Annotated in this window: 18 protein-coding genes; 6 read left to right on the top strand and 12 right to left on the bottom strand. The window is 75.3% G+C overall.

The annotated features are described in order from the left end of the window. Window positions 1-21: 21 nt before the first annotated feature. On the top strand, window positions 22-1,647 hold the full coding sequence (locus tag ACFVHB_RS06435; protein WP_380315997.1) for an FAD-binding oxidoreductase: 1,626 nt from the start codon (window positions 22-24) through the stop codon (window positions 1,645-1,647). Between the two features lie 110 nt (window positions 1,648-1,757). Here ACFVHB_RS06435 and ACFVHB_RS06430 read toward each other — a convergent pair whose 3' ends face one another. Next, window positions 1,758-2,681: an NADP-dependent oxidoreductase gene (locus tag ACFVHB_RS06430; RefSeq protein WP_380316121.1), complete on the bottom strand. Its 924-nt coding sequence runs from the start codon at window positions 2,679-2,681 to the stop codon at window positions 1,758-1,760. Window positions 2,682-2,815: 134 nt separating this feature from the next. Here ACFVHB_RS06430 and ACFVHB_RS06425 point away from each other — a divergent pair, with 134 nt between their 5' ends. Continuing rightward, complete coding sequence (locus ACFVHB_RS06425; protein ID WP_380315994.1) at window positions 2,816-3,862, top strand: GlxA family transcriptional regulator; 1,047 nt, start codon at window positions 2,816-2,818, stop codon at window positions 3,860-3,862. A 75-nt stretch (window positions 3,863-3,937) separates the two neighbouring features. Here ACFVHB_RS06425 and ACFVHB_RS06420 read toward each other — a convergent pair whose 3' ends face one another. Further along, on the bottom strand, window positions 3,938-4,654 hold the full coding sequence (locus ACFVHB_RS06420) for an SMI1/KNR4 family protein (RefSeq protein WP_380315991.1): 717 nt from the start codon (window positions 4,652-4,654) through the stop codon (window positions 3,938-3,940). Between the two features lie 541 nt (window positions 4,655-5,195). Here ACFVHB_RS06420 and ACFVHB_RS06415 point away from each other — a divergent pair. After that, window positions 5,196-5,753, top strand: coding sequence for a TetR/AcrR family transcriptional regulator (locus ACFVHB_RS06415; RefSeq protein WP_380315988.1), 558 nt, complete (start codon window positions 5,196-5,198; stop codon window positions 5,751-5,753). A gap of 287 nt (window positions 5,754-6,040) precedes the next feature. Here ACFVHB_RS06415 and ACFVHB_RS06410 read toward each other — a convergent pair whose 3' ends face one another. The 9 genes from ACFVHB_RS06410 to ACFVHB_RS06370 all read right to left on the bottom strand — a co-directional run bounded on the left by ACFVHB_RS06410 (window position 6,041) and on the right by ACFVHB_RS06370 (window position 13,400). Beyond that, window positions 6,041-6,715, bottom strand: a complete 675-nt coding sequence (locus tag ACFVHB_RS06410; protein ID WP_380315985.1) for a hypothetical protein — start codon at window positions 6,713-6,715, stop codon at window positions 6,041-6,043. 274 nt (window positions 6,716-6,989) lie between these two features. Then, complete coding sequence (locus ACFVHB_RS06405) at window positions 6,990-7,571, bottom strand: DUF6434 domain-containing protein (protein ID WP_380315982.1); 582 nt, start codon at window positions 7,569-7,571, stop codon at window positions 6,990-6,992. Window positions 7,572-7,658: 87 nt separating this feature from the next. Beyond that, entirely contained in the window at window positions 7,659-8,012 is a 354-nt protein-coding gene (locus ACFVHB_RS06400) for a VOC family protein (RefSeq protein WP_380315979.1), read from the bottom strand. 160 nt (window positions 8,013-8,172) lie between these two features. After that, on the bottom strand, window positions 8,173-8,691 hold the full coding sequence (locus ACFVHB_RS06395; RefSeq protein WP_380315976.1) for a hypothetical protein: 519 nt from the start codon (window positions 8,689-8,691) through the stop codon (window positions 8,173-8,175). Window positions 8,692-8,766: 75 nt separating this feature from the next. Continuing rightward, entirely contained in the window at window positions 8,767-9,198 is a 432-nt protein-coding gene (locus tag ACFVHB_RS06390) for an SRPBCC family protein (RefSeq protein WP_380315973.1), read from the bottom strand. A gap of 67 nt (window positions 9,199-9,265) precedes the next feature. Further along, complete coding sequence (locus ACFVHB_RS06385) at window positions 9,266-10,501, bottom strand: cytochrome P450 (protein ID WP_380315970.1); 1,236 nt, start codon at window positions 10,499-10,501, stop codon at window positions 9,266-9,268. 143 nt (window positions 10,502-10,644) lie between these two features. Then, window positions 10,645-12,039, bottom strand: coding sequence for an NAD(P)/FAD-dependent oxidoreductase (locus ACFVHB_RS06380; RefSeq protein ID WP_380315967.1), 1,395 nt, complete (start codon window positions 12,037-12,039; stop codon window positions 10,645-10,647). Further along, a complete protein-coding gene (locus tag ACFVHB_RS06375) occupies window positions 12,036-12,308 on the bottom strand; it encodes a ferredoxin (RefSeq protein WP_380315964.1) in 273 nt (90 codons plus the stop codon). The genes ACFVHB_RS06380 and ACFVHB_RS06375 overlap by 4 nt, the downstream gene beginning before the upstream one ends. 207 nt (window positions 12,309-12,515) lie before the next feature. Next, window positions 12,516-13,400, bottom strand: a complete 885-nt coding sequence (locus ACFVHB_RS06370) for a helix-turn-helix transcriptional regulator (RefSeq protein WP_380315961.1) — start codon at window positions 13,398-13,400, stop codon at window positions 12,516-12,518. 9 nt (window positions 13,401-13,409) lie between these two features. Here ACFVHB_RS06370 and ACFVHB_RS06365 point away from each other — a divergent pair, with 9 nt between their 5' ends. Next, window positions 13,410-14,426 (top strand): NAD(P)-dependent oxidoreductase, encoded by a 1,017-nt coding sequence (locus ACFVHB_RS06365; protein WP_380315958.1) that lies wholly within the window; start codon window positions 13,410-13,412, stop codon window positions 14,424-14,426. Between the two features lie 193 nt (window positions 14,427-14,619). Next, window positions 14,620-15,126, top strand: coding sequence for a hypothetical protein (locus ACFVHB_RS06360; protein ID WP_380315955.1), 507 nt, complete (start codon window positions 14,620-14,622; stop codon window positions 15,124-15,126). Between the two features lie 112 nt (window positions 15,127-15,238). Here ACFVHB_RS06360 and ACFVHB_RS06355 read toward each other — a convergent pair whose 3' ends face one another. Beyond that, window positions 15,239-16,375, bottom strand: coding sequence for a hypothetical protein (locus ACFVHB_RS06355; RefSeq protein ID WP_380315952.1), 1,137 nt, complete (start codon window positions 16,373-16,375; stop codon window positions 15,239-15,241). 392 nt (window positions 16,376-16,767) lie between these two features. On the opposite strand from ACFVHB_RS06355, the gene ACFVHB_RS06350 reads away from it, so the two are divergent. Beyond that, the gene (locus ACFVHB_RS06350) at window positions 16,768-17,409 is read left to right on the top strand and encodes a nucleotidyltransferase domain-containing protein (RefSeq protein WP_380315949.1); all 642 of its coding nucleotides are present in this window, start codon (window positions 16,768-16,770) and stop codon (window positions 17,407-17,409) included. Window positions 17,410-17,433 lie beyond the last annotated feature (24 nt).

The raw sequence follows: 17,433 nt of genomic DNA, 5'->3' as shown, positions 1-17,433 counted from the left end.
CGACCTCCCTGGAGCGCACCCGTGTCCGCCACCGCGACCGATCACCCCGGCACGTCCCGCCCCCGCTCCTGGTGGGGCTGGGGCTACGCCGACAACCACCCCGACGACGCCGAGTGCACCGCCCTGGGCGCCCTGCTGCCGGGCACCCTGGCCCGTCCGCTGCCGATACCGCGGGTGGCCGACCTGGCCATCGGCCGCCCCGGCGTGACTCCCCCGCCGGCCCTCGCCCACCTGGTCAGCGCCGACCCGCGGTCGCGCGCCGCCCACGCCATGGGCAAGGCCTACCGCGACGTCATCCGGGCCCTGCGCGGCCGTCCCGGCCGGATCCCCGACCTGGTCGCCCGCCCGACGGACGACCAGGAGGTGGCCGACCTGCTGGACTGGGCCGGCGAGCACGGCGTGGCCGTCATCCCCTTCGGCGGCGGCTCCTCGGTGGTCGGCGGGGTGGAGTACCGCGGCGACGCCCACCGCGCCGTGCTGTCACTCGACCTGACCTCGATGGACCGGGTCATGGAGATCGACACCGCCAGCCGCTCGGCCCGCATCCAGGCCGGCGCCCTCGGCCCCGTGCTGGAGGAACAGTTGCGGCCCCACGGCCTGACCCTGCGCCACTTCCCGCAGAGCTTCGAGTTCTCCACCCTGGGCGGCTGGCTGGCCACCGGCGCGGGTGGCCACTACGCCACCGGCCGCACCCGCATCGACGACTTCGCGCAGTCCCTGCGCGTGGTCACGCCCGCCGGGGCCGGTACCTCCTGGCGCCTGCCGGCCTCCGGCGCCGGGCCCTCGCCCGACCGCTTCTTCCTCGGCTCCGAGGGCGCGCTCGGCGTCATCACCGAGGCGTGGATGCGCCTGCAGGAGCGCCCCCGGCACAAGGCCTCGACGTCGGTGGCCTTCGCCGACTTCGGCCGCGCGCTGGACGCGGTGCGTGCCGTCGCCCAGTCCGATCTCGCCCCGGCCAACTGCCGCCTGCTCGACCCGGGCGAGGCGCTGCTGTCCGGCGCCGCGCACGACGGGTCGGCCGTGCTGGTCCTGGGCTTCGAATCCGCCACCGCCCCGGTCGAGGACCGGCTCGCGGCCGCCGTCGAGCTGGCCCGCGACCACGGCGGCCGCAGCGGCCACGGCGCCTCGCCCGCGGCGGACCGCGCCGCCCCGGCCGGCGCGGCCGACGCCGCCGTGCACGCCTGGCGTTCGGCGTTCCTGCGGATGCCCTACCTGCGCGACGGCCTGGCCCGGATGGGCGCCGTCGTCGACACCTTCGAAACCGCCACCACCTGGGACCGGCTCCCGGCCCTGATCGACGCCGTCCGCACCGAGGTCGGGGCCGCCGCGCTGAAGGCGACCGGGCACCCGGCCACCCTCAACTGCCGCCTCACCCACGTGTACCCCGACGGCGCCGCCCCCTACTTCACCGTGGCCGTCGCGGGCCGCCCCGGGGGCGAACTCGCGGTCTGGGACGAGATCAAGGCCGCCGCGACCGACGTCCTGCACCGCCACCGCGCCACCGTCACCCACCACCACGCCGTCGGCCGCGACCACCGGCCCGGCTACGACCGGCAGCGCCCCGAGCCCTTCGCACTGGCCCTGCGCGCCGCCAAGGACGCCCTCGATCCCCACCGGATCCTCAACCCCGGCGTCCTGCTCGACTGACCGGCCCGCGGCTCGCAGAAGGCGGCAGCGGACGGGCGGCGGCGAGGCGGACGGCGGCGGCCGCCGCCGTCCGGCGGGTCGACGGGGCCGGCCGGACCGCCCGCCCCGGCTCAGGCGACCGTCAGGACGATCTTGCCGGTGGTGCGGCCCCGCTCGCCGATCTCGTGCGCCTCCGCCGCCTGCGCCAGCGGCAGGACCGTCTCCACCACGGGCTTCAGCGCGCCCCGCTCCACCAGGGCGGCGATCTCCCGCAGCCCCAGGTGGTCCGGCTCGACCAGGACCCACGTGGCCCGCACCCCGTCCTGGGCGGCGGGAACGTCGTCCGGCCCGGGCAGGGTGATCAGCCGGCCGCCGGCTCGGAGCACCTTCAGCGAGCGCTCGGCCGTCTCACCGCCGAGCCCGTCCAGCACCACGTCGACATCGGAGACGACGTCCTCGAACCGCACGGCCCGGTAGTCGACCACCTCGTCCGCGCCCAGCTCCCGCAGCAGGTCGTGCTTGCCGGCGCTGGCCGTGCCGATGACGTGGGCGCCGCGGGCCTTGGCGATCTGCACCGCGAGGTGGCCGACCCCGCCGGCGGCCGCGTGCACCAGCACGCGCTCCCCGGGACGCACGTCGGCCGCGTCCACCAGGGCCTGCCAGGCGGTCAGCGCGGCCAGCGGCAGCGCCGCCGCCTCGACGTGCGACAGGTTCGCGGGCTTCGGGGCGAGGTGCCGGGCCGGCGCCACCACGTACTCGGCGTAGCCGCCCGCCTGGCGCGGGAACAGCGGCATCCCGAAGACCTCGTCGCCGGGGCGGTACAGCCCCACGCCGGGCCCGACGGCCTCGACCGTGCCGGACACGTCCCAGCCGACCACCGGCACCGTGCCCCACTCGACAAGGGCGCCGGACGCCCGGGTCTTCCAGTCCACCGGGTTCACTCCGGCCGCGTGCACGCGCACCAGGACCTCGTTCAGTCGCGGTTCGGGGCGCTCCACCTCGCGCTCGACCAGGTTCTCGGGCCCGCCCCACTGCTCCACGACCACCGCTCGCATGCTGTCCGACCTCGCCATTCGTCCGATCCGTTCGCTCCGTGCGTCGCCGGGCTCCCCGGCGACGCGGTCCACGATCCGGCATCCCCGGCCGCCGCGGTGTTGGCCGTCCGGCCACTATGTGACAGGATCTGGCCATGGACGGAACGCGGGCGAACGGACCGGAGAGCGAGCGGGAGCGGGCGGGCGGGGCACCGCCCCGGCGGCACCGGATCGCCGTGCTCGCCCTGCCCGGGGTGCCGCCGTTCGAGCTGGGGATCCCCTCCCGCGTCTTCGGCAGCGCGGAGGACGCCGAGGGCCGCCCGCTCTACGAGGTCACCGTCTGCACCGCGGACGGCGCCCCCGTCCTCAGCGACGCCGGCTTCACCGTGCAGCCGGCCGCCGGCCCCGAGGCGCTCGCCGCCGCGGACACCGTGATCGTGCCGCCCACCCACGCGATGCCCGAACTGGGCCGCGGCGGGCCGCTGCCCGCCGAGGTCGGCGCGGCCATCGCCGGCATCCGGCCCGGCACCCGACTGGTGTCCATCTGCACCGGCTCCTACGTACTCGCCGCCGCCGGACTGCTCGACGACCGGCCGGCCACCACCCACTGGAACCTGGCACCCGAGTTCCGCCGGGCCTACCCCCGGGTCAAGCTCGACGAGGACGTCCTCTTCGTCGACGACGGCGACGTGCTCACCTCCGCCGGCGTGGCCGCCGGCGTCGACCTGTGCCTGCACATGATCCGCCGCGACCACGGCGCGGCCGTCGCCAACCGGGCCGCCCGCATGTGCGTGGTCCCGCCCTGGCGGGACGGCGGGCAGGCGCAGTACATCGACCGCCCGGTCCCCGAGCCCACCGTCGCCAGCACCACCGCCACCCGCGCCTGGGCCCTGGAGCGCCTCGGCGAACCGCTGCCGCTCACCCGGCTCGCCGAGCACGCCCGGATGAGCCTGCGCTCCTTCACCCGGCGGTTCCGCGACGAGGCCGGCATGACCCCGGTGCAGTGGCTCACGGCACAACGCCTGGAAATGGCCAAGCAGTTGCTGGAGACCACCGACCTGTCGATCGACCTGGTCGCCCACCGGGCGGGATTCGGCTCCGGGAACTCCCTGCGCTCGCACATGCGAACGGCCTTCGGCGTCTCACCCGCCGCCTACCGCCGCACCTTCAGCCCCCAGGACGCGGTCAGCGCACCCCGCTGATCCCAGGTCGGACCACCCGCGCGGGCGGGCGCATCCCGCCCCGCCACCGAGGGCGGGCGGGATGCGCGGCGGAGCTCAGGCGCCGTCCGCGTTCAGCCAGTCGCCGGGGAGCGTCTTGCGCAGGTCCGCCAGCGCCTCCGGGGTGCGCGCCCGGGCGTACAGGGGGCCGCCGGCGTCCTCCCGGAGCAGTACCTCGTCCCCGGCGAACCACCGGCTGCCGTGCGGCGCGGCGAACACCGGGTAGTCGGGGAAGGGCAGTTGGACGTACTGCTGCTCGACCGTGCGCAGCGCCGCGTCGTCGAGCGGTTCGAGGAGGTCGCTGCGGTCCGCGGGGGCGTGGAGGGACTCCGAGAGGACGAGTTCGACCAGGGCGACGGAGAGCCGGTCGAGCCAGGGCTGCCAGTCGCCGCCGCGCGAGTACAGCACGGCCGGGTCGGGCCGGTGCAGTTCGTCGAGGCCGACGCCCCAGGCGGCGGCGTCCTGGTTCCCGTGGCGGAGGACCAGCACGCGGCCGTCCTCGTCGAGGTGGAGCGCGGCCGGGCCGAGCAGCGCGTGGTGCTGGGCCGTGAGGTCGGAGCGGCGCCCGAACAGCCCGTAGGCCTCGCGCAGCGCCGCGGGCAGCCGGAGGCCGAGCCGCTCCTCGGCGGCGGCCAGGTCGGCCTCCGTCCAGCCGTCGCCGTCCCCGAGCGGAACGGCCCAGTGCTCCGCGAAGTCCTGCACGAACCACCAGGCCGCGGCGCGGTCCTCGAGACCGGCCGCAACGCCTTCGACGAGATCGAACCTCTGTGTCATACCCCGGACCCTACCGGGCCCGGCCGCTCTCCCGGGACGGGCCGGAAACGGGACGACGGCCCGTCAGCCGGTCTGGCAGTCTGGGCGGATGATGGACAACGAGGAGTGGGTGAGGATCTTCACCGTCGAGAACGCGCCCGGCCTGCCGCACCCGAGGATCGCCCTCGCCGTTTGACTGCGCGACCGCGGGATCGACTGGTGGCCGCTCGACGCACGGGACGTCCGCTTCGACCTGGTCTGCGGGCGCGACCCCGCGCTGGGCCGCTGGCGCGGCTTCACCACCGCGTCGGTCCGGGCCGGGGCCCTGCGCCCGCTGGGCCTGCACCCGGACCAGCCGACCGCCCGGGCCCGTGCGCCGCTCGCCCCCGACTGGTGGGGTTCCTGGACGCGCGGCCGGAAGGCGCTGGTCCCGCGCGCGGAAGTCGCGAAGGCCCGGCTCCTGTGGACGGACGCCGCCGGAAGCGGCGACGGGGGCGGAGAGGACCGCTCGTGAGGCCCACTCCACGCCGTAAAGGCAATGATCCTGCGTTAGTCTGGGCCCATGACCGAGAGAGCAGGCGCGCGCCCCGGGGGCCGGAGCGCGCGCGTCCAGGAGGCCGTCCACCAGGCGGTGCGCGAACTGGAGGCGGAGGGCGGGCGCGGGGCGGTCTCCGTGCCCGCGATCGCCGCCCGGGCCGGCGTGACGCCGTCGACGATCTACCGCCGCTGGGGGGACCTCGCGAGCCTGCTGGCCGATGTCGCGGTGGAACGGCTGCGGCCGGACGGGCCGCCCGCGGACCACGGCGGACTGCGCGCCGACCTCGAAGCCTGGGCGGAGCAGTTCGCGGAGGAGATGGGCTCCCCGGCGGGCCGCCGGTACCTGCGGGACGCGGTGGCCGGGGCGGAGCCGGACGGCGCGGCCGGCCGCTGCTCGGACCACGCGGCCGAACAGCTGCGGGCGATCGGGGTCCGCGCGGCCGGTCGGGGCGAGGCGGTCCCGGGCGTGGAGACGCTGCTGGACGCGGTGGTGGCACCGCTGGTGTACCGGATCCTGTTCCGCCCGGACGGACTCTCGGCGGACTACGCGCGGTCGCTGGTCCGGGCGGCACTGAAGGACTGACGACGCCACTAAAGCTCAATATTTGCGAGACCGGCGGGCGCCGTGGCAGAGTCGCTAACGCAAAGATGGCGCGTTAGCGATCCCTGGACGAGATTCTGCCTGCCCCGGACACCCCGCCGCTCGGCACGCACTTCCCCCAGCCGACCGGTGGCCTCGTCCGCCGCGACGGCACCGGCCGCTACCGCCTGCGCCCCGAGCCCGGCACCCCCACCCCGCCGGCACCCCGACCGGGCCGGGCCCGGCAGACCGGTGACGACCGGATCTCCTGAACGCCGGCCTCCCGGCACTCAGGAGCCGCAGAGCCGCTTGAGCTGGGCACTGTCCGCGTTGATGTCCGCGATCACCTGGTTGGGGTCCGCGCCGACCATGCCGGTCAGCCGGAAGCTCAGTTCCTGGAACTCGGCGGACAGCCGGTTGATCGTCGAGCCGACCGCTCCCTGCGCGTCGAGGGCAGCGCCCATCAGGTCCTGGCGGGCCTGGCTCGCCGCGGCCGCCTGGCTGCCGCGGGTCGTCCCGGCGTTCCTGCGGTACGCGGCCAGTCCCGCCTCCGCGCGGTCGCAACCGCCGGGCCGGATCGTCGGCAACGGCGGCTCGGGCGACGGTACCGCCGGCCGGGTGGAGACCGGCTCGGCCGTGAGGCTCGGGCTCGGTGACCGGACGGGGTCCGAGGTGGGCGACCCGGGCGGTGAGCCGGCGGGCGGCGACGTGACGGGCGGCGGCTCGGGCGCCGGGGTGCCGGTGCTGGTGGGCGTCACCGGGCCCGGCGGCAGCGGGGCCGCGCCGGTGACCACCGGGGTGACCGCGGACTGCTCCGGCGGCACCAGATAGGCGACCAGCGCCACCACGGCCGCCACCGCACCCGCCAGCGCCCCCACCGCCCCCCAGTCCGGACGCGGGACACGTCCACCGCCCGGCGCCGAGGAGGACCGCTCCGGCGGCGGTGTCGATCGACTGTCCGTCATGCCCTCATCGTGCTGCGCCCGCCGGACCCCCGTCCAGCGCCGCACCCGCTGACCTTCCTGAACACCGGTCCACCGATCGACCGGCCCCGGCACGGCCGCCCGGGAAGCGCGCAGCACGTGGGCATCGCCTCGCCCCCGCAACCCTGGAACCGCCGCGCGCCCCGTCCGCAACGGCTGTGAGCACCCGTCACACCAGCCCCGTGACCAGTGGTTTCGCGAACTGGGAAAGGACTTCGGCGTCCACCGACCGTCCGGAGCGGGCCGGCGGGCGCCGTCAGCCGCCGCTCGGAGGCTTGGGGAGTGCGCGGTGGGCGTACCAGGCCGCACGGGCCTGGGCGCGGGTGCCGGTCGGGTTCCGCCCGTGCCAGGCGCTGGTGAAGCGGTTGAACTCGAACTGCTCCGCGATCTCGCGGGGCAGGGCCGCGTCCGGGCGGGTGGCGTGCCAGTGGGCGACCGCGTCCGCCAGGGTCCGGCCGGGATTCCGGGCGATGAAATCGCGCATGAAGGCGTCGAAGTGGAAGCCGGGGCCGATCGCCTCGACGAAGTACCTGCGCAGGACTTGGCTGCACCGCTGTCCGGGCGGGATCACGGTGTCGCCGTCGACGGGCTCGGCCAACTGCGCGCCCGCCGGGCGGCGGGCCGGGGCGGCCGGCAGCGGCCGGCCGTCGAGGGCCGCGGCGAGCCGGGCCGTGAGCGCCGTCTTGCCGCCGTGCCGCGCGACGCCCATCGTGCGGGCGAGCCCGGTGAGCTCGTCCAGCGTCCAGTACCAGCGCAGCAGCTCGGCACCGGTGAGGTCGGCCGTCAGCGGCGGTCTGGACTCGGCGGCCGTCGCACCGGCGTTCCCGTTCTCGTTCATGGCCGTCATTCTGCCGGGCCGCGCCCGCCCGTCCGCCACGGGTTCGGCGGTGGGCCGCCGCACGTCACCGCCGGCGTGACGACGCGGTCAGGCCGGCTGCCACAGCTCGATCCGGTTGCCCTCGGGATCGGTGACCCAGCCGAACCGCCCGACCCCCTCCATGTCCTGCGGCTCCCCGGCCACGTCCGCCCCCTTGGCACGCAGCTGCGCGAGCATCGCGTCCAGGTCGCGGACCCGGAAGTTGAGCATGGTCTGCTGGGAGCGGGAGCCGAAGTAGTCGGTCCCGGACTCGAACGCCGCGAACACCGTCGGCCCGGCTTCCTGACGCCACAGGCCGTGCTCGTCGGCGTCCAGCCCCACGCAGTCGCGGTACCAGGCACTCAGCGCCGCGGGGTCGGCGGCCCGCAGGAAGTACCCACCGATTCCAAGCACACGTTCCATGCCGCCATCCTGCCAGGACGCCGGGCGGCCGGCCCGGAACACGTCGGCACGCCGCTGCCGGACCAGCCGGCCCGCTCTCCCCGTGCCTGCCCGCCGGACGAGCACTCCGGGGCAGCCGCACGGCGCGACGGCGTGGCCCGACCTGGGCGCGGAGGCGGCGTCAGTGCCCCAACGCCGCCTTGGCGGCCACGATCACCAGGCCGAGCAGCAGGTTGGCGAAACCCTCGCCGATCGCCATCCGGCGGGACGCCCCGGCCCGTACCGCCCCGAGGGTCGCCCACGCGACCTGCTGGGCCACCGCGACGGAGAGGGCGAGCCAGGCCGTACCGGCCAGGTCGAGGCCGAGGAGCGGGCTGACCGCCACCGCCACCGCGGGCAGTACGGCGGCCTCCACGATGGACCACTCGTGCCGGGCGACCCGCCGTACCTCCCGGCGGTCGACGGGCCTGCCGACCACCCGCTCGCCCGCGACCAGCGCGTAGACGTGCGCCGCCCAGAACACCACGCCCGTGACCAGCAGGAGTCCGATCAGCTGGAGCCGGGGGAAGTTGCCCGAGGCGCCCGCGGTGGCCACCACGGAGGCCGCGAGGAGCGAGCCGTACACGGCGCCCGCGTAGTCCGTCCGGCCGGGGCGGAGCCGCGCGCGCCCGGGCTGCGTCGGGGCTGGAGAACTCGTCACCCGGCACAACATAAGGGCCGAGAACCGAAACTCCGGTGAACGACGCCGATCTGACGGGTGGTGCGGCGTGCGTCCTCAGCCGGTCGCGGCGCCGCGGTCCTCGACGAACCGCTTGAAGCGGCGCAGGTCGCCGCGCACCTGGCGGTCGAGCACGCCCAGCTTGTCGGCGGCCTTCTCGGCCAGGCCGGTGGGCGTGAAGACCATGGTCATCCGCACCCGGGTCCGGCCCGCGCCCAGCTGCTCGAAGTCGACCGTGCCGGTGTGCTTCACGCTCTCGCCGGTGGTCCGCCAGGCGACCCGTTCCTCGGGCACCCGCTCGACGATCTCGGTATCGAACTCCCGGGCCAGCCCGGCGATCTTCGTCCGCCAGTGGGCGTGGCGGTCGTCCAGCTGCCTGACCTCCTCCACGCCCTCCATGAACCGCGGGAACTCCTCGAAGGTCGCCCAGTGGTCATAGACGACGCGGACCGGCACGTCCACGTCGATCGACTCCTCCACCGTGCTCATCGCCGCACCTCCACCTTCAGGCTGGCCCCTCCGCCGGGCGACGGCAACCGGCGCCCCCGGCCGAACCTCAGCGCCGCACGCCGTCGATCGCGAGCCGCAACTGGCGGGGCCCGCGCAGCACCGCGTTGGTGCGGTACGGCGGCGGGTCCTCGACCAGCCGCGGCCGCTCCAGCCGGCGGGCGAGCTCGGCCAGCGCCAGCTGGGCCTCCAGCCGGGCGAGCGGCGCGCCGAAGCAGCTGTGGATGCCGCTGCCCAGGCCCAGGTGCTGGACGTCCACGCGGTCGGGGTCGAAGCGGTCCGGGTCCGCGAAGCGCTTCGGGTCGCGGTTGGCGGAGGCCAGCATCAGCCAGAGCGGGGCCCCCTTGGGGATGGTCGTGCCGGCGACCTCGATGTCGGTGATCGGCGTGCGGCTGGGCACCATCTGCACCGGCGGCTCGTACCGCAGCAGCTCCTCCACCAGCGGCACCGCCAGCCGCGCGTCGGCGCGCAGCCGCTCCAGCACCTCCGGGTGGCGCAGCAGGGTGAGCATGCCGTTGGTGATCAGGTTGACCGTCGTCTCGTGGCCGGCGATGAGCAGCAGCGCGGCGGTGCTGAGCACCTCCATGCCGCTCATCCGGCCCTCGGGGCCGTCGCCGGTGGAGAGTTGGGAGAGCATGTCGTCGCCGGGCGACTTGCGGCGCTCCTCGATCAGGCCGTTCAGGTAGAGGCCGAGCTCGATGCGGGCCTGCTGGGCGGTGCGGTCGCGTTCGGCGACGTCCTGGCCGGGCTGCGGGTCGAGGGTGGCGACGAGGGTGTCGGCCCAGCCGTGGAAGCGGCTCTCGTCCTCGCGGGGCACGCCCAGCAGGCGGCAGATCACGGTCACCGGGAACGGGTAGGAGAACCGCTCGACCAGGTCGATCTCGTCGCCGTCCAGGGCGTCGATCAGGTCGGTGACGATGGTCTTCAGTTCGCCGCGCATGCCGTCGACGCGGTGGGGGCTGTGCGGCGGGCCGAACGGGCGGTTGGTGATGGCCCGCAGCCGGTCGTGCTCGGGCGGGTCCAGGCGCAGGAAGTTCGGCGGCAGCGTCCCGCCGTCGTCGCCGTCCTCCTGCCCGGGCAGCGCCGTGGTCGCCGTCCGGTTGCGGCGCTCGGAGCTGATCCGCGGATCGTGCAGCAGCGCGAGCACCTCGTGGTAGCCGCCGATCACGTACGGGCCGGTCTCGTCGTGGTGGACCGGCTTCTCGCGCAGCCGCGCGTACAGCGGGTACGGGTCGTGGCGGTTGGAGTAGTCGGTGATCTGCTGCAGCAGTGTGAGGTCGCTCATCGGGGGTCCTCGGGTTCGTGGGGCACCACGCGCGTCGTGCGGCGCGGCGGGCACGGGACGGCCCGCGGCGCGTCCGCCGCCGACGCGGGGCCGGCGGCGGAAGGGCGGGCGCGGAAGGGCGGGCGCGGAAGGGCGGGCGCCGGTCAGGCCCGGCCGGGGGTGAAGGCCACGGTCCGGTCCGCCGGGGAGTAGCCGCTGACGGTGACGGTCGGGCCGTGCGTGGGCACGGACGGGTCGGGGAAGCCGGCCGGGCGCGGCCCCACGCCCTCCTTGGGCCGGTCCATGGTCGGGAACGTCGGCGGGAAGGGCGCGGTCTTCTTGATCAGGTCCTCGTAGAACGGGAGCCAGCGGCCGTGGTCGAAGGTGACCGCGCCGATCACCCGTCCCTGGTGCCCGTACACGGCGGTGAAGCGGCGTCCGCTGAGGGAACCCTGGGTGACCATGATCTCCTCGCCCATCGACGGCACCCCGACCGACTTGATGTTCACCCCGAACTGGGACGACCAGAAGGCCGGCACCCACAGGTGCGGCAACCGGTCGTGGGCGGGGCTGATCATGTTGTGCGCGGCGATCCGCGCCTGTTCGACGGCGTTGCCCCAGTGCTCCAGGGAGAGGAACTGGTAGCCGAACAACGGGTGCGGGGCGCGCGCCACGTCCCCGGCGACGAACACGTCGTCGGTGACGATGCCGCGCACGTCGAAGGCCCGGCAGCCGGCGTCGCAGGCGATGCCGCGCGGGCCGGCGCCCAGCCCGGACCCGGCGAGCCAGTCGGTGTTGCGGATCGCGCCGAGCGAGACGATCACGACGTCGGCGTCGACCGTCGTGCCGTCCGACAGGGCCACCGAGCGGACCCGGCCCGCGGCGTCGCCCTGCAGGGCGGTGACGGTGACCGAGCACCGCAGGTCGACCCCGGCGTCGAGGTGCATCTGCGAGGCCACCTCGCCGATCACTCCGCCCAGCGCGCCCACCAGCGGCGCGGACCCGCGCTCGGCGACGGTGACGGCCAGGCCGCGCTCCCGGCACGCGGAGGCGATCTCCGAACCGGTGAACCCGGCCCCGATCACCAGCACCCGGCGCGGCCCCGCCGCCAGCCGGCGTTCCAGCGCGGCGGAGTCGTCGCGGCCGCGCAGCACGAACACGCCGTCCAGGGCGGCCTCGGCGGCGTGCGGCCAGGGGCGGGACCGCACCCCGGTCGTGATCAGCAGCCGGTCGTACTCGACCTCGTCGCCGTCGGCCAGCTTGACCCGGCGCGCGGCCATGTCCAGCCCGGTCGCCGCGTTGCCGAGCCGCCAGTGCGCGTCCAGGTCACGCCGTCCGGGCAGCGCGGTGTGCTCGGCGGGCGCCATGCCCAGCAGCACCTGCTTCGACAGCGGCGGCCGGTCGTACGGGCCGTAGGGCTCGTCGCCGACCAGCGTGAGCGAACCCGTGAAGCCCTCCTCCCGCAGGGTCTCCGCCGCCCTCAGCCCGGCGAGGGAGGCGCCCACGATCACGATGCGTCCCTCGCGCCGGAACTGGTCCAGCCAGCCGTCGCCGTTCACCGCCGACCACCTCCGTGGCCGTCGCCCCGCGCCCCGCCGGCTCCGCCGCCGCCGGGGGGCGCGGCACCCTGCCCCTCGTCGCCGTCGTCCACGAGGATCGCCTGCACCGGGCACGCCGCGACGGCCCGCGCGAGGCGCTCCCGCTGCTCGGTCCCGGCGCGCGGGGCGTAGAGCAGCGCCTCGTCCCCGTGCATCCTGAAGACTTCGGGCGCGAGGAACGCGCACTGCGCGTACCCCTGGCAACGATTGAGATCAACGACCACCCTCACGGGGCACCACCCTCACGACACGCGGGTCAACGTCCCGGCCAGCCTCCGCCACCCCGGCTGCCCACGCCCGCTGGGAGACCCCCATCGAGTGACCCGGCCGGGCACGGTCTCCGGTCGCCGGCGCGCGGTGGCCCGGTGGTGTCCAGTGGCGCGGCCCGAGCCGGGTGGCGCGGTGGTGCCGGCGCCGCCCCGGGAGGCGGCGCCGGGTCACCGGGCGTGCTGGCTGTCGCCGGCGCGGGCGGCGGCCACGTGCCCCAGCAGGAGCATCGCGTCGTGGTCCGGGCTGCCCGGTTCGGCCTGGTAGACGATCAGCCGGTGGCCGTCGGTGCGGGCGACCTCGTACGCCTCGTAGCCCAGCGTCATCGTCCCGGTGGCGGGGTGGGTGAAGTGCTTGCGCCCGTTGGTGCGGTTGCGCACCTCGTAGCGCTGCCACAGGGCCGCGAACTCCTCGCTCTTGACGACGAGTTCGCCGACCACCCCGGTGACGTCGGGCGCGTCCGGGTACCGTCCGGCCACCGCGCGCAGATGGGCGACCGTGGCCGCGGCGACGTCCTCCCAGTTCCCGTACAGGCTGCGCGCGGCGGGGTGGAGGAAGGTGTAGCGGGCGGTGTTGCGGCGCTGCCGCGGCCACTGCTCGATGCCGGGCAGCAGGAGTAGACCGCGGGTGTTGGCGGCCAGCAGGTCGTTGGCCCGGCTGAGCACGTACGCGGGACAGGGGTCGACGATGTCCAGCATGCGCAGGACGTCCGGGCGCAGCGTGCGCGACGGCGCCGCCCCGGCCGCCGCGGCGTCCGCGGTGACCGACCGGGGCGCCCTGGCCAGCTCGAAGAGGTGCCGCCGCTCGTCCTCGTCCAGCCGCAGGACCCGGGCGACCGCTTCGAGGACGGCCGTGCCGGGCCGGTGCTGCTTGCCCTGTTCCAGCCGGCGGTAGTACTCGATGCTCACGCCCGCGAGCAGCGCCACCTCCTCCCGGCGCAGGCCCGTGGTGCGCCGGCGTCCGGTGGTCGCCGGCAGGCCCGCCTGCTCGGGCGTGACCCTGGCCCGCCGTATCCGCAGGAACTCTCCCAACCCGGGTGTCTTGTCGATGTCCACGAAGCGATTATGACGATCACCCCGTCACCCGAGAGGGGCCCTGCGAGGGCCCCCCTTCGGCGGGTGTCCCCAAGCGCGGGCCGCCCGAGCAGACTTGGTCCGGACAGCGGCGGACCGCAACGGACGGCCGTCGCGCGGAGCCGGATGAAAGGGCGTCAAGAGATGGCGAACGTGGCAGTGGTGGGGCTGGGCATCATGGGCCGGGGCATGGCCGAGAACCTCCTGAAGCACGGGCACACCGTGACCGTCTGGAACCGCACCCCCGGGCGGGCCGCCGAACTCGCCGACGCGGGAGCCACCGTGGCGGCCACCCCGGCCGAGGCCGCGGCCCGCGCCGACGTGGTCTTCGAGGTGACCGCCGACGACGACTCCTCCCGCGCCGTCTGGCAGGGCCCCGACGGCATCCTGGCCGGCGCGCGCCCGAACGCCGTCCTCATCGCCTCCGCCACCCTGTCGGTCGGCTGGATCGAGGAGCTCGCCGCCCGGTGCGCGCAGCAGGGGGCGGCCTTCTACGACATGCCGCTCACCGGCGGGGCCGCCGCCGCCCGGACGGGGAACCTGGTCCTGCTCGCGGGCGGCGACGCGAGCGGCCTGCCCGCGCTGCGGCCGGTGTTCGACGCGATCGCCCGGGACGTACGGCACTTCGGCCCGGCCGGCGCGGGCACCCGCTTCAAGCTGGTCCTCAACGCGCTGCAGGCCGTGCACCTGGCGGGGTTCGGCGAGGCGCTGCGGCTGGCCGAGGCGGCGGGCCTGGATCCGCACCAGGTCGGCGAGGCCCTGCTCGACCGCCCCGGCGGCGTGGTCACCCGGCTCGCCTGGGACAGCTACCTGACCCCGCCCGAGCCGCTGAACTTCTCGGCCGCGTGGGCCCACAAGGACCTCTCCTACGCGGCCCGCATGGCGGACGGGGCCGGCCAGGACCACCACCCCCTCCTCGACGGCGTCCTGACGCTCTTCTCCGCCGCGCTCGCCGAGGGGCGGGGCGAGGAGGACTGGAGCACGGTGAACCCGACCGCGTCGCGGTGACGGGCCCCGGGCCCGAGGCCCCGGGCGGTACGTCCGGTCGCGGCACGTCCGGTCTCCGTCGCCGGCACGGGCCGTCAGCTCCCCGTGATGTACTACGTGTTCACCCTTCCCACACACCACACACGGATTCGGAGCCCCCCTCCCGATGACTGCCACCTGCCCCGGGTGCGCTGCGGCGGACCAGACCGTCGCCGTGCCACGAGCCCTGACGGACATCGACCGGCCGCTCGACGAGCCGACGCGGGCGTTGTTGTCCCCGCCGCCCGAGCCCGCGGGCATGAGCGGGGCCGCGATCACCCTGTTCATCCTGGCCGGCCTCCTCGGCCTGCTGGGACTGCGCGGGCTGCTCTCCAACACCGGCCGCGCCGGCTCCGACGCCGCCTACCAAGCCGGCTACGCCCTGGGCCCCTTCCTCCTCGCCGCGATCCTGCTGGCCGCCGGATTCATCGTGCACACCGCCTCCCGGCGCCGTCGGCTCAGGACGGCGGCTCCGCACCCGCAGCAGCGCGAGCAGTGGCAGCGGCTCCGCCAGGTGTGGCGGGCGGCCTGGCTGTGCCGACGCTGCCAGGTCGCGTTCCTCCCCAGTGGGTCGATCCGCCCGGACTCCCCCGCCTCGCCCCCGATACCCCTGACCGAGTTCCCGCACTGGATGGCGACGACCGCGGAACGGTCCAACGGCGCGGGCCTGCCCTCGCCCTGATCGCGTCACCGCCAGGAGTGAAGCGACCCCCTCCGACGGGCCCGTCACCCCGGACACCGGCCCGAGACCCTCGGTCCGCCGGCACACTGACGCTCCCACCCCCGTTCGCCGTTCAGCCTCGGCCGGTCAGGACCAGCGGCTGGAACTGCGGCGACTTCGGGGTGACCCCCGCGCCGACGGCGGTCAGCCGGCCGCCGGGAGCGGCGACCACGGCCTGGTAGGAGGCGGTCGGGTAGCCCGGCACGGAGAGGTCGAGCGTCTCCCAGCGGCCGCGGGTGAACCGCAGGCCGAGCGGGCGGTCGTACTCCCCGCTGGCGTCCCAGCCCACCGCGGCCATGCCGCCGGGGACGGCGGTCACGGACCAGAGCTTCCCGGCGACGCCCTCCGGCGCCGCGACGGTCGTCCAGGTGCGGCCGTCGAAGTGGGCGACCAGCGGGTGTCCGCGGTCCTTGTCCGCCAGGACGGCACGGCCCACCACCCACACGTCGTCCCGGCCGCCGGCGGCGACGCTCTGGTACTCGCCGTACAGTCCGGTGAACGGCGGGGCGTCGACGCGCTTCCAGGCGCGGCCGTCGTAGTGCAGCAGGACGGGCTTGTCGTCCGGGTAGGCGGTGTTGCCGACGGCCCAGACGTCGTCCGGCGCGATCTCGGTGACGGCGTTGAGCCACCAGTCACCCTCGATCGCGGGCGTTTCCAGGCGGTGCCACGCGGTGCCGTCCCAGCGCTCGATCAGGCCGGTGGTGCGGGTCACGGTCTCGGGCGGGCCGCCCGGGGTGGGGCTGGGGATCCGGCCGGTGACCACGCTCGCGCCGCCGACCGCCCAGGCCCGGCCCGGCCTCGGGGCGGAGGCGCCCAGGAGGTAGCCGGTGCTGAGCTCCCCGGCGGGCTTTTCGATCTCGGCGCTGCTCCAGGCCGCGCCGTCCCAGTGCCGGGCGAGGAACCGGCCGCTCGACGACTCGAAGTCGCCCAGCAGCCAGGCGTCGCGCGCCGAGCTGCCCGCGACCGCCGTCGCCCTGCCTTCGAAGTCCGCCGCGGGGGCCGGGAGTTCCGTCCACCCACTGGCCCGGCCGTCGCGGGCGACGACCACCGGCGCGAAGCGCACCGCCTGCCCCTCCTCGATCACCCGGAACCCCGCCGCCCAGGTGGTGTGCGCGTCCAGCTGGACGGCGCTGCTCAGCACCGCGCCCTCCACGGGCAGTTTCGCCGGCGTGAACCCGGCCCTCCCACCACCGGGCGCGGCGGCGGACACCGGCGGCTCCTCCGCCGCGGCCGCGGCTGTCGCGGCCGTGACACCCGTGACAGCGGTGGTCGCGGACGTCACACAGATCACCAGCGCGGCGGCCGCCCACCCTCGTACTCGTCGCATACGTCGTCGCTCTCCCGCTCCTCATCGATCCACCTGCCGCGGGCGCCACCGAAACGGTCGCGCCCGCCGCTGGGAAAGAGGGCCGAGCGCCGCCGTTCTGTTACACCCCCGGCCTTGGTACTGGTGGGCTCTCGTGTTCAACTGTCGCCAGATCGCCGTGGAGTCCGACTTGCTGGTGACCTTGTGTGATCGTCAGCGGCGCACGGCTCCAGGTCCCGCTGGTCTCCTTCATCGGACGCGGCCGGGGGCCTTCGAGTCGCTGATAGATTCCTGCGGTGAGCGAGCAACTGCCCAGCGGCGGCATCGAGCTGTCACCCGACGAGATCGAAGCCCTCCATGCCAGGTGGTCGTCCTGCTGGACCCCGAGTGTGGTCGCGGAGCAGTTGGCCGGGATCGGCACGCCCTGGTACGTGGCCGCGGGCTGGGCGCTGGACCTGTTCCGCGGCAGGCAGACACGCGCGCATGGGGACATCGAGATCGCGATTCCGGCCGCGAGCTTTCCCGAGATCCGCTGCCGCTTCCCCAGGTACGTTTTCGACGCGGCAGGCAGCGGCCGGATCTGGGAGGACGCCACACCGGAGGTGCTGGCCGCCGTATACCAGACATGGATCCGCGATCCGGTCACCGGAAACTACCTGCTCGACGTGTTCCGCGAACCGCACGACGGCGACACCTGGATCTGCCGACGCGATGGGAGGATCCGGCTTCCCTACAGCGACATCATCCTGCACACCCAGGACGGCATCCCGTATCTGGCACCCGAACTGGTCCTGCTGTTCAAGGCCAAGCATGTCCGCCGAAAGGATCAGTCAGACTTCGACGCGATCGTCCCGCACATGACCCCGGCTCAGCGCGAGACCCTGACCGAGCTGCTCGCCCGCGTACATCCGGGGCATCCCTGGATTGCGGGCCTGTAGCGGCCCCTCTACCGGCGGGCTCTC

Source organism: Kitasatospora sp. NPDC127111 (genome assembly GCF_042677465.1).
Classification (GTDB): Bacteria; Actinomycetota; Actinomycetes; order Streptomycetales; family Streptomycetaceae; genus Kitasatospora.
Note: the sequence above shows the minus strand (reverse complement) of the source record. Positions and strands in the feature narration are given on the sequence as shown.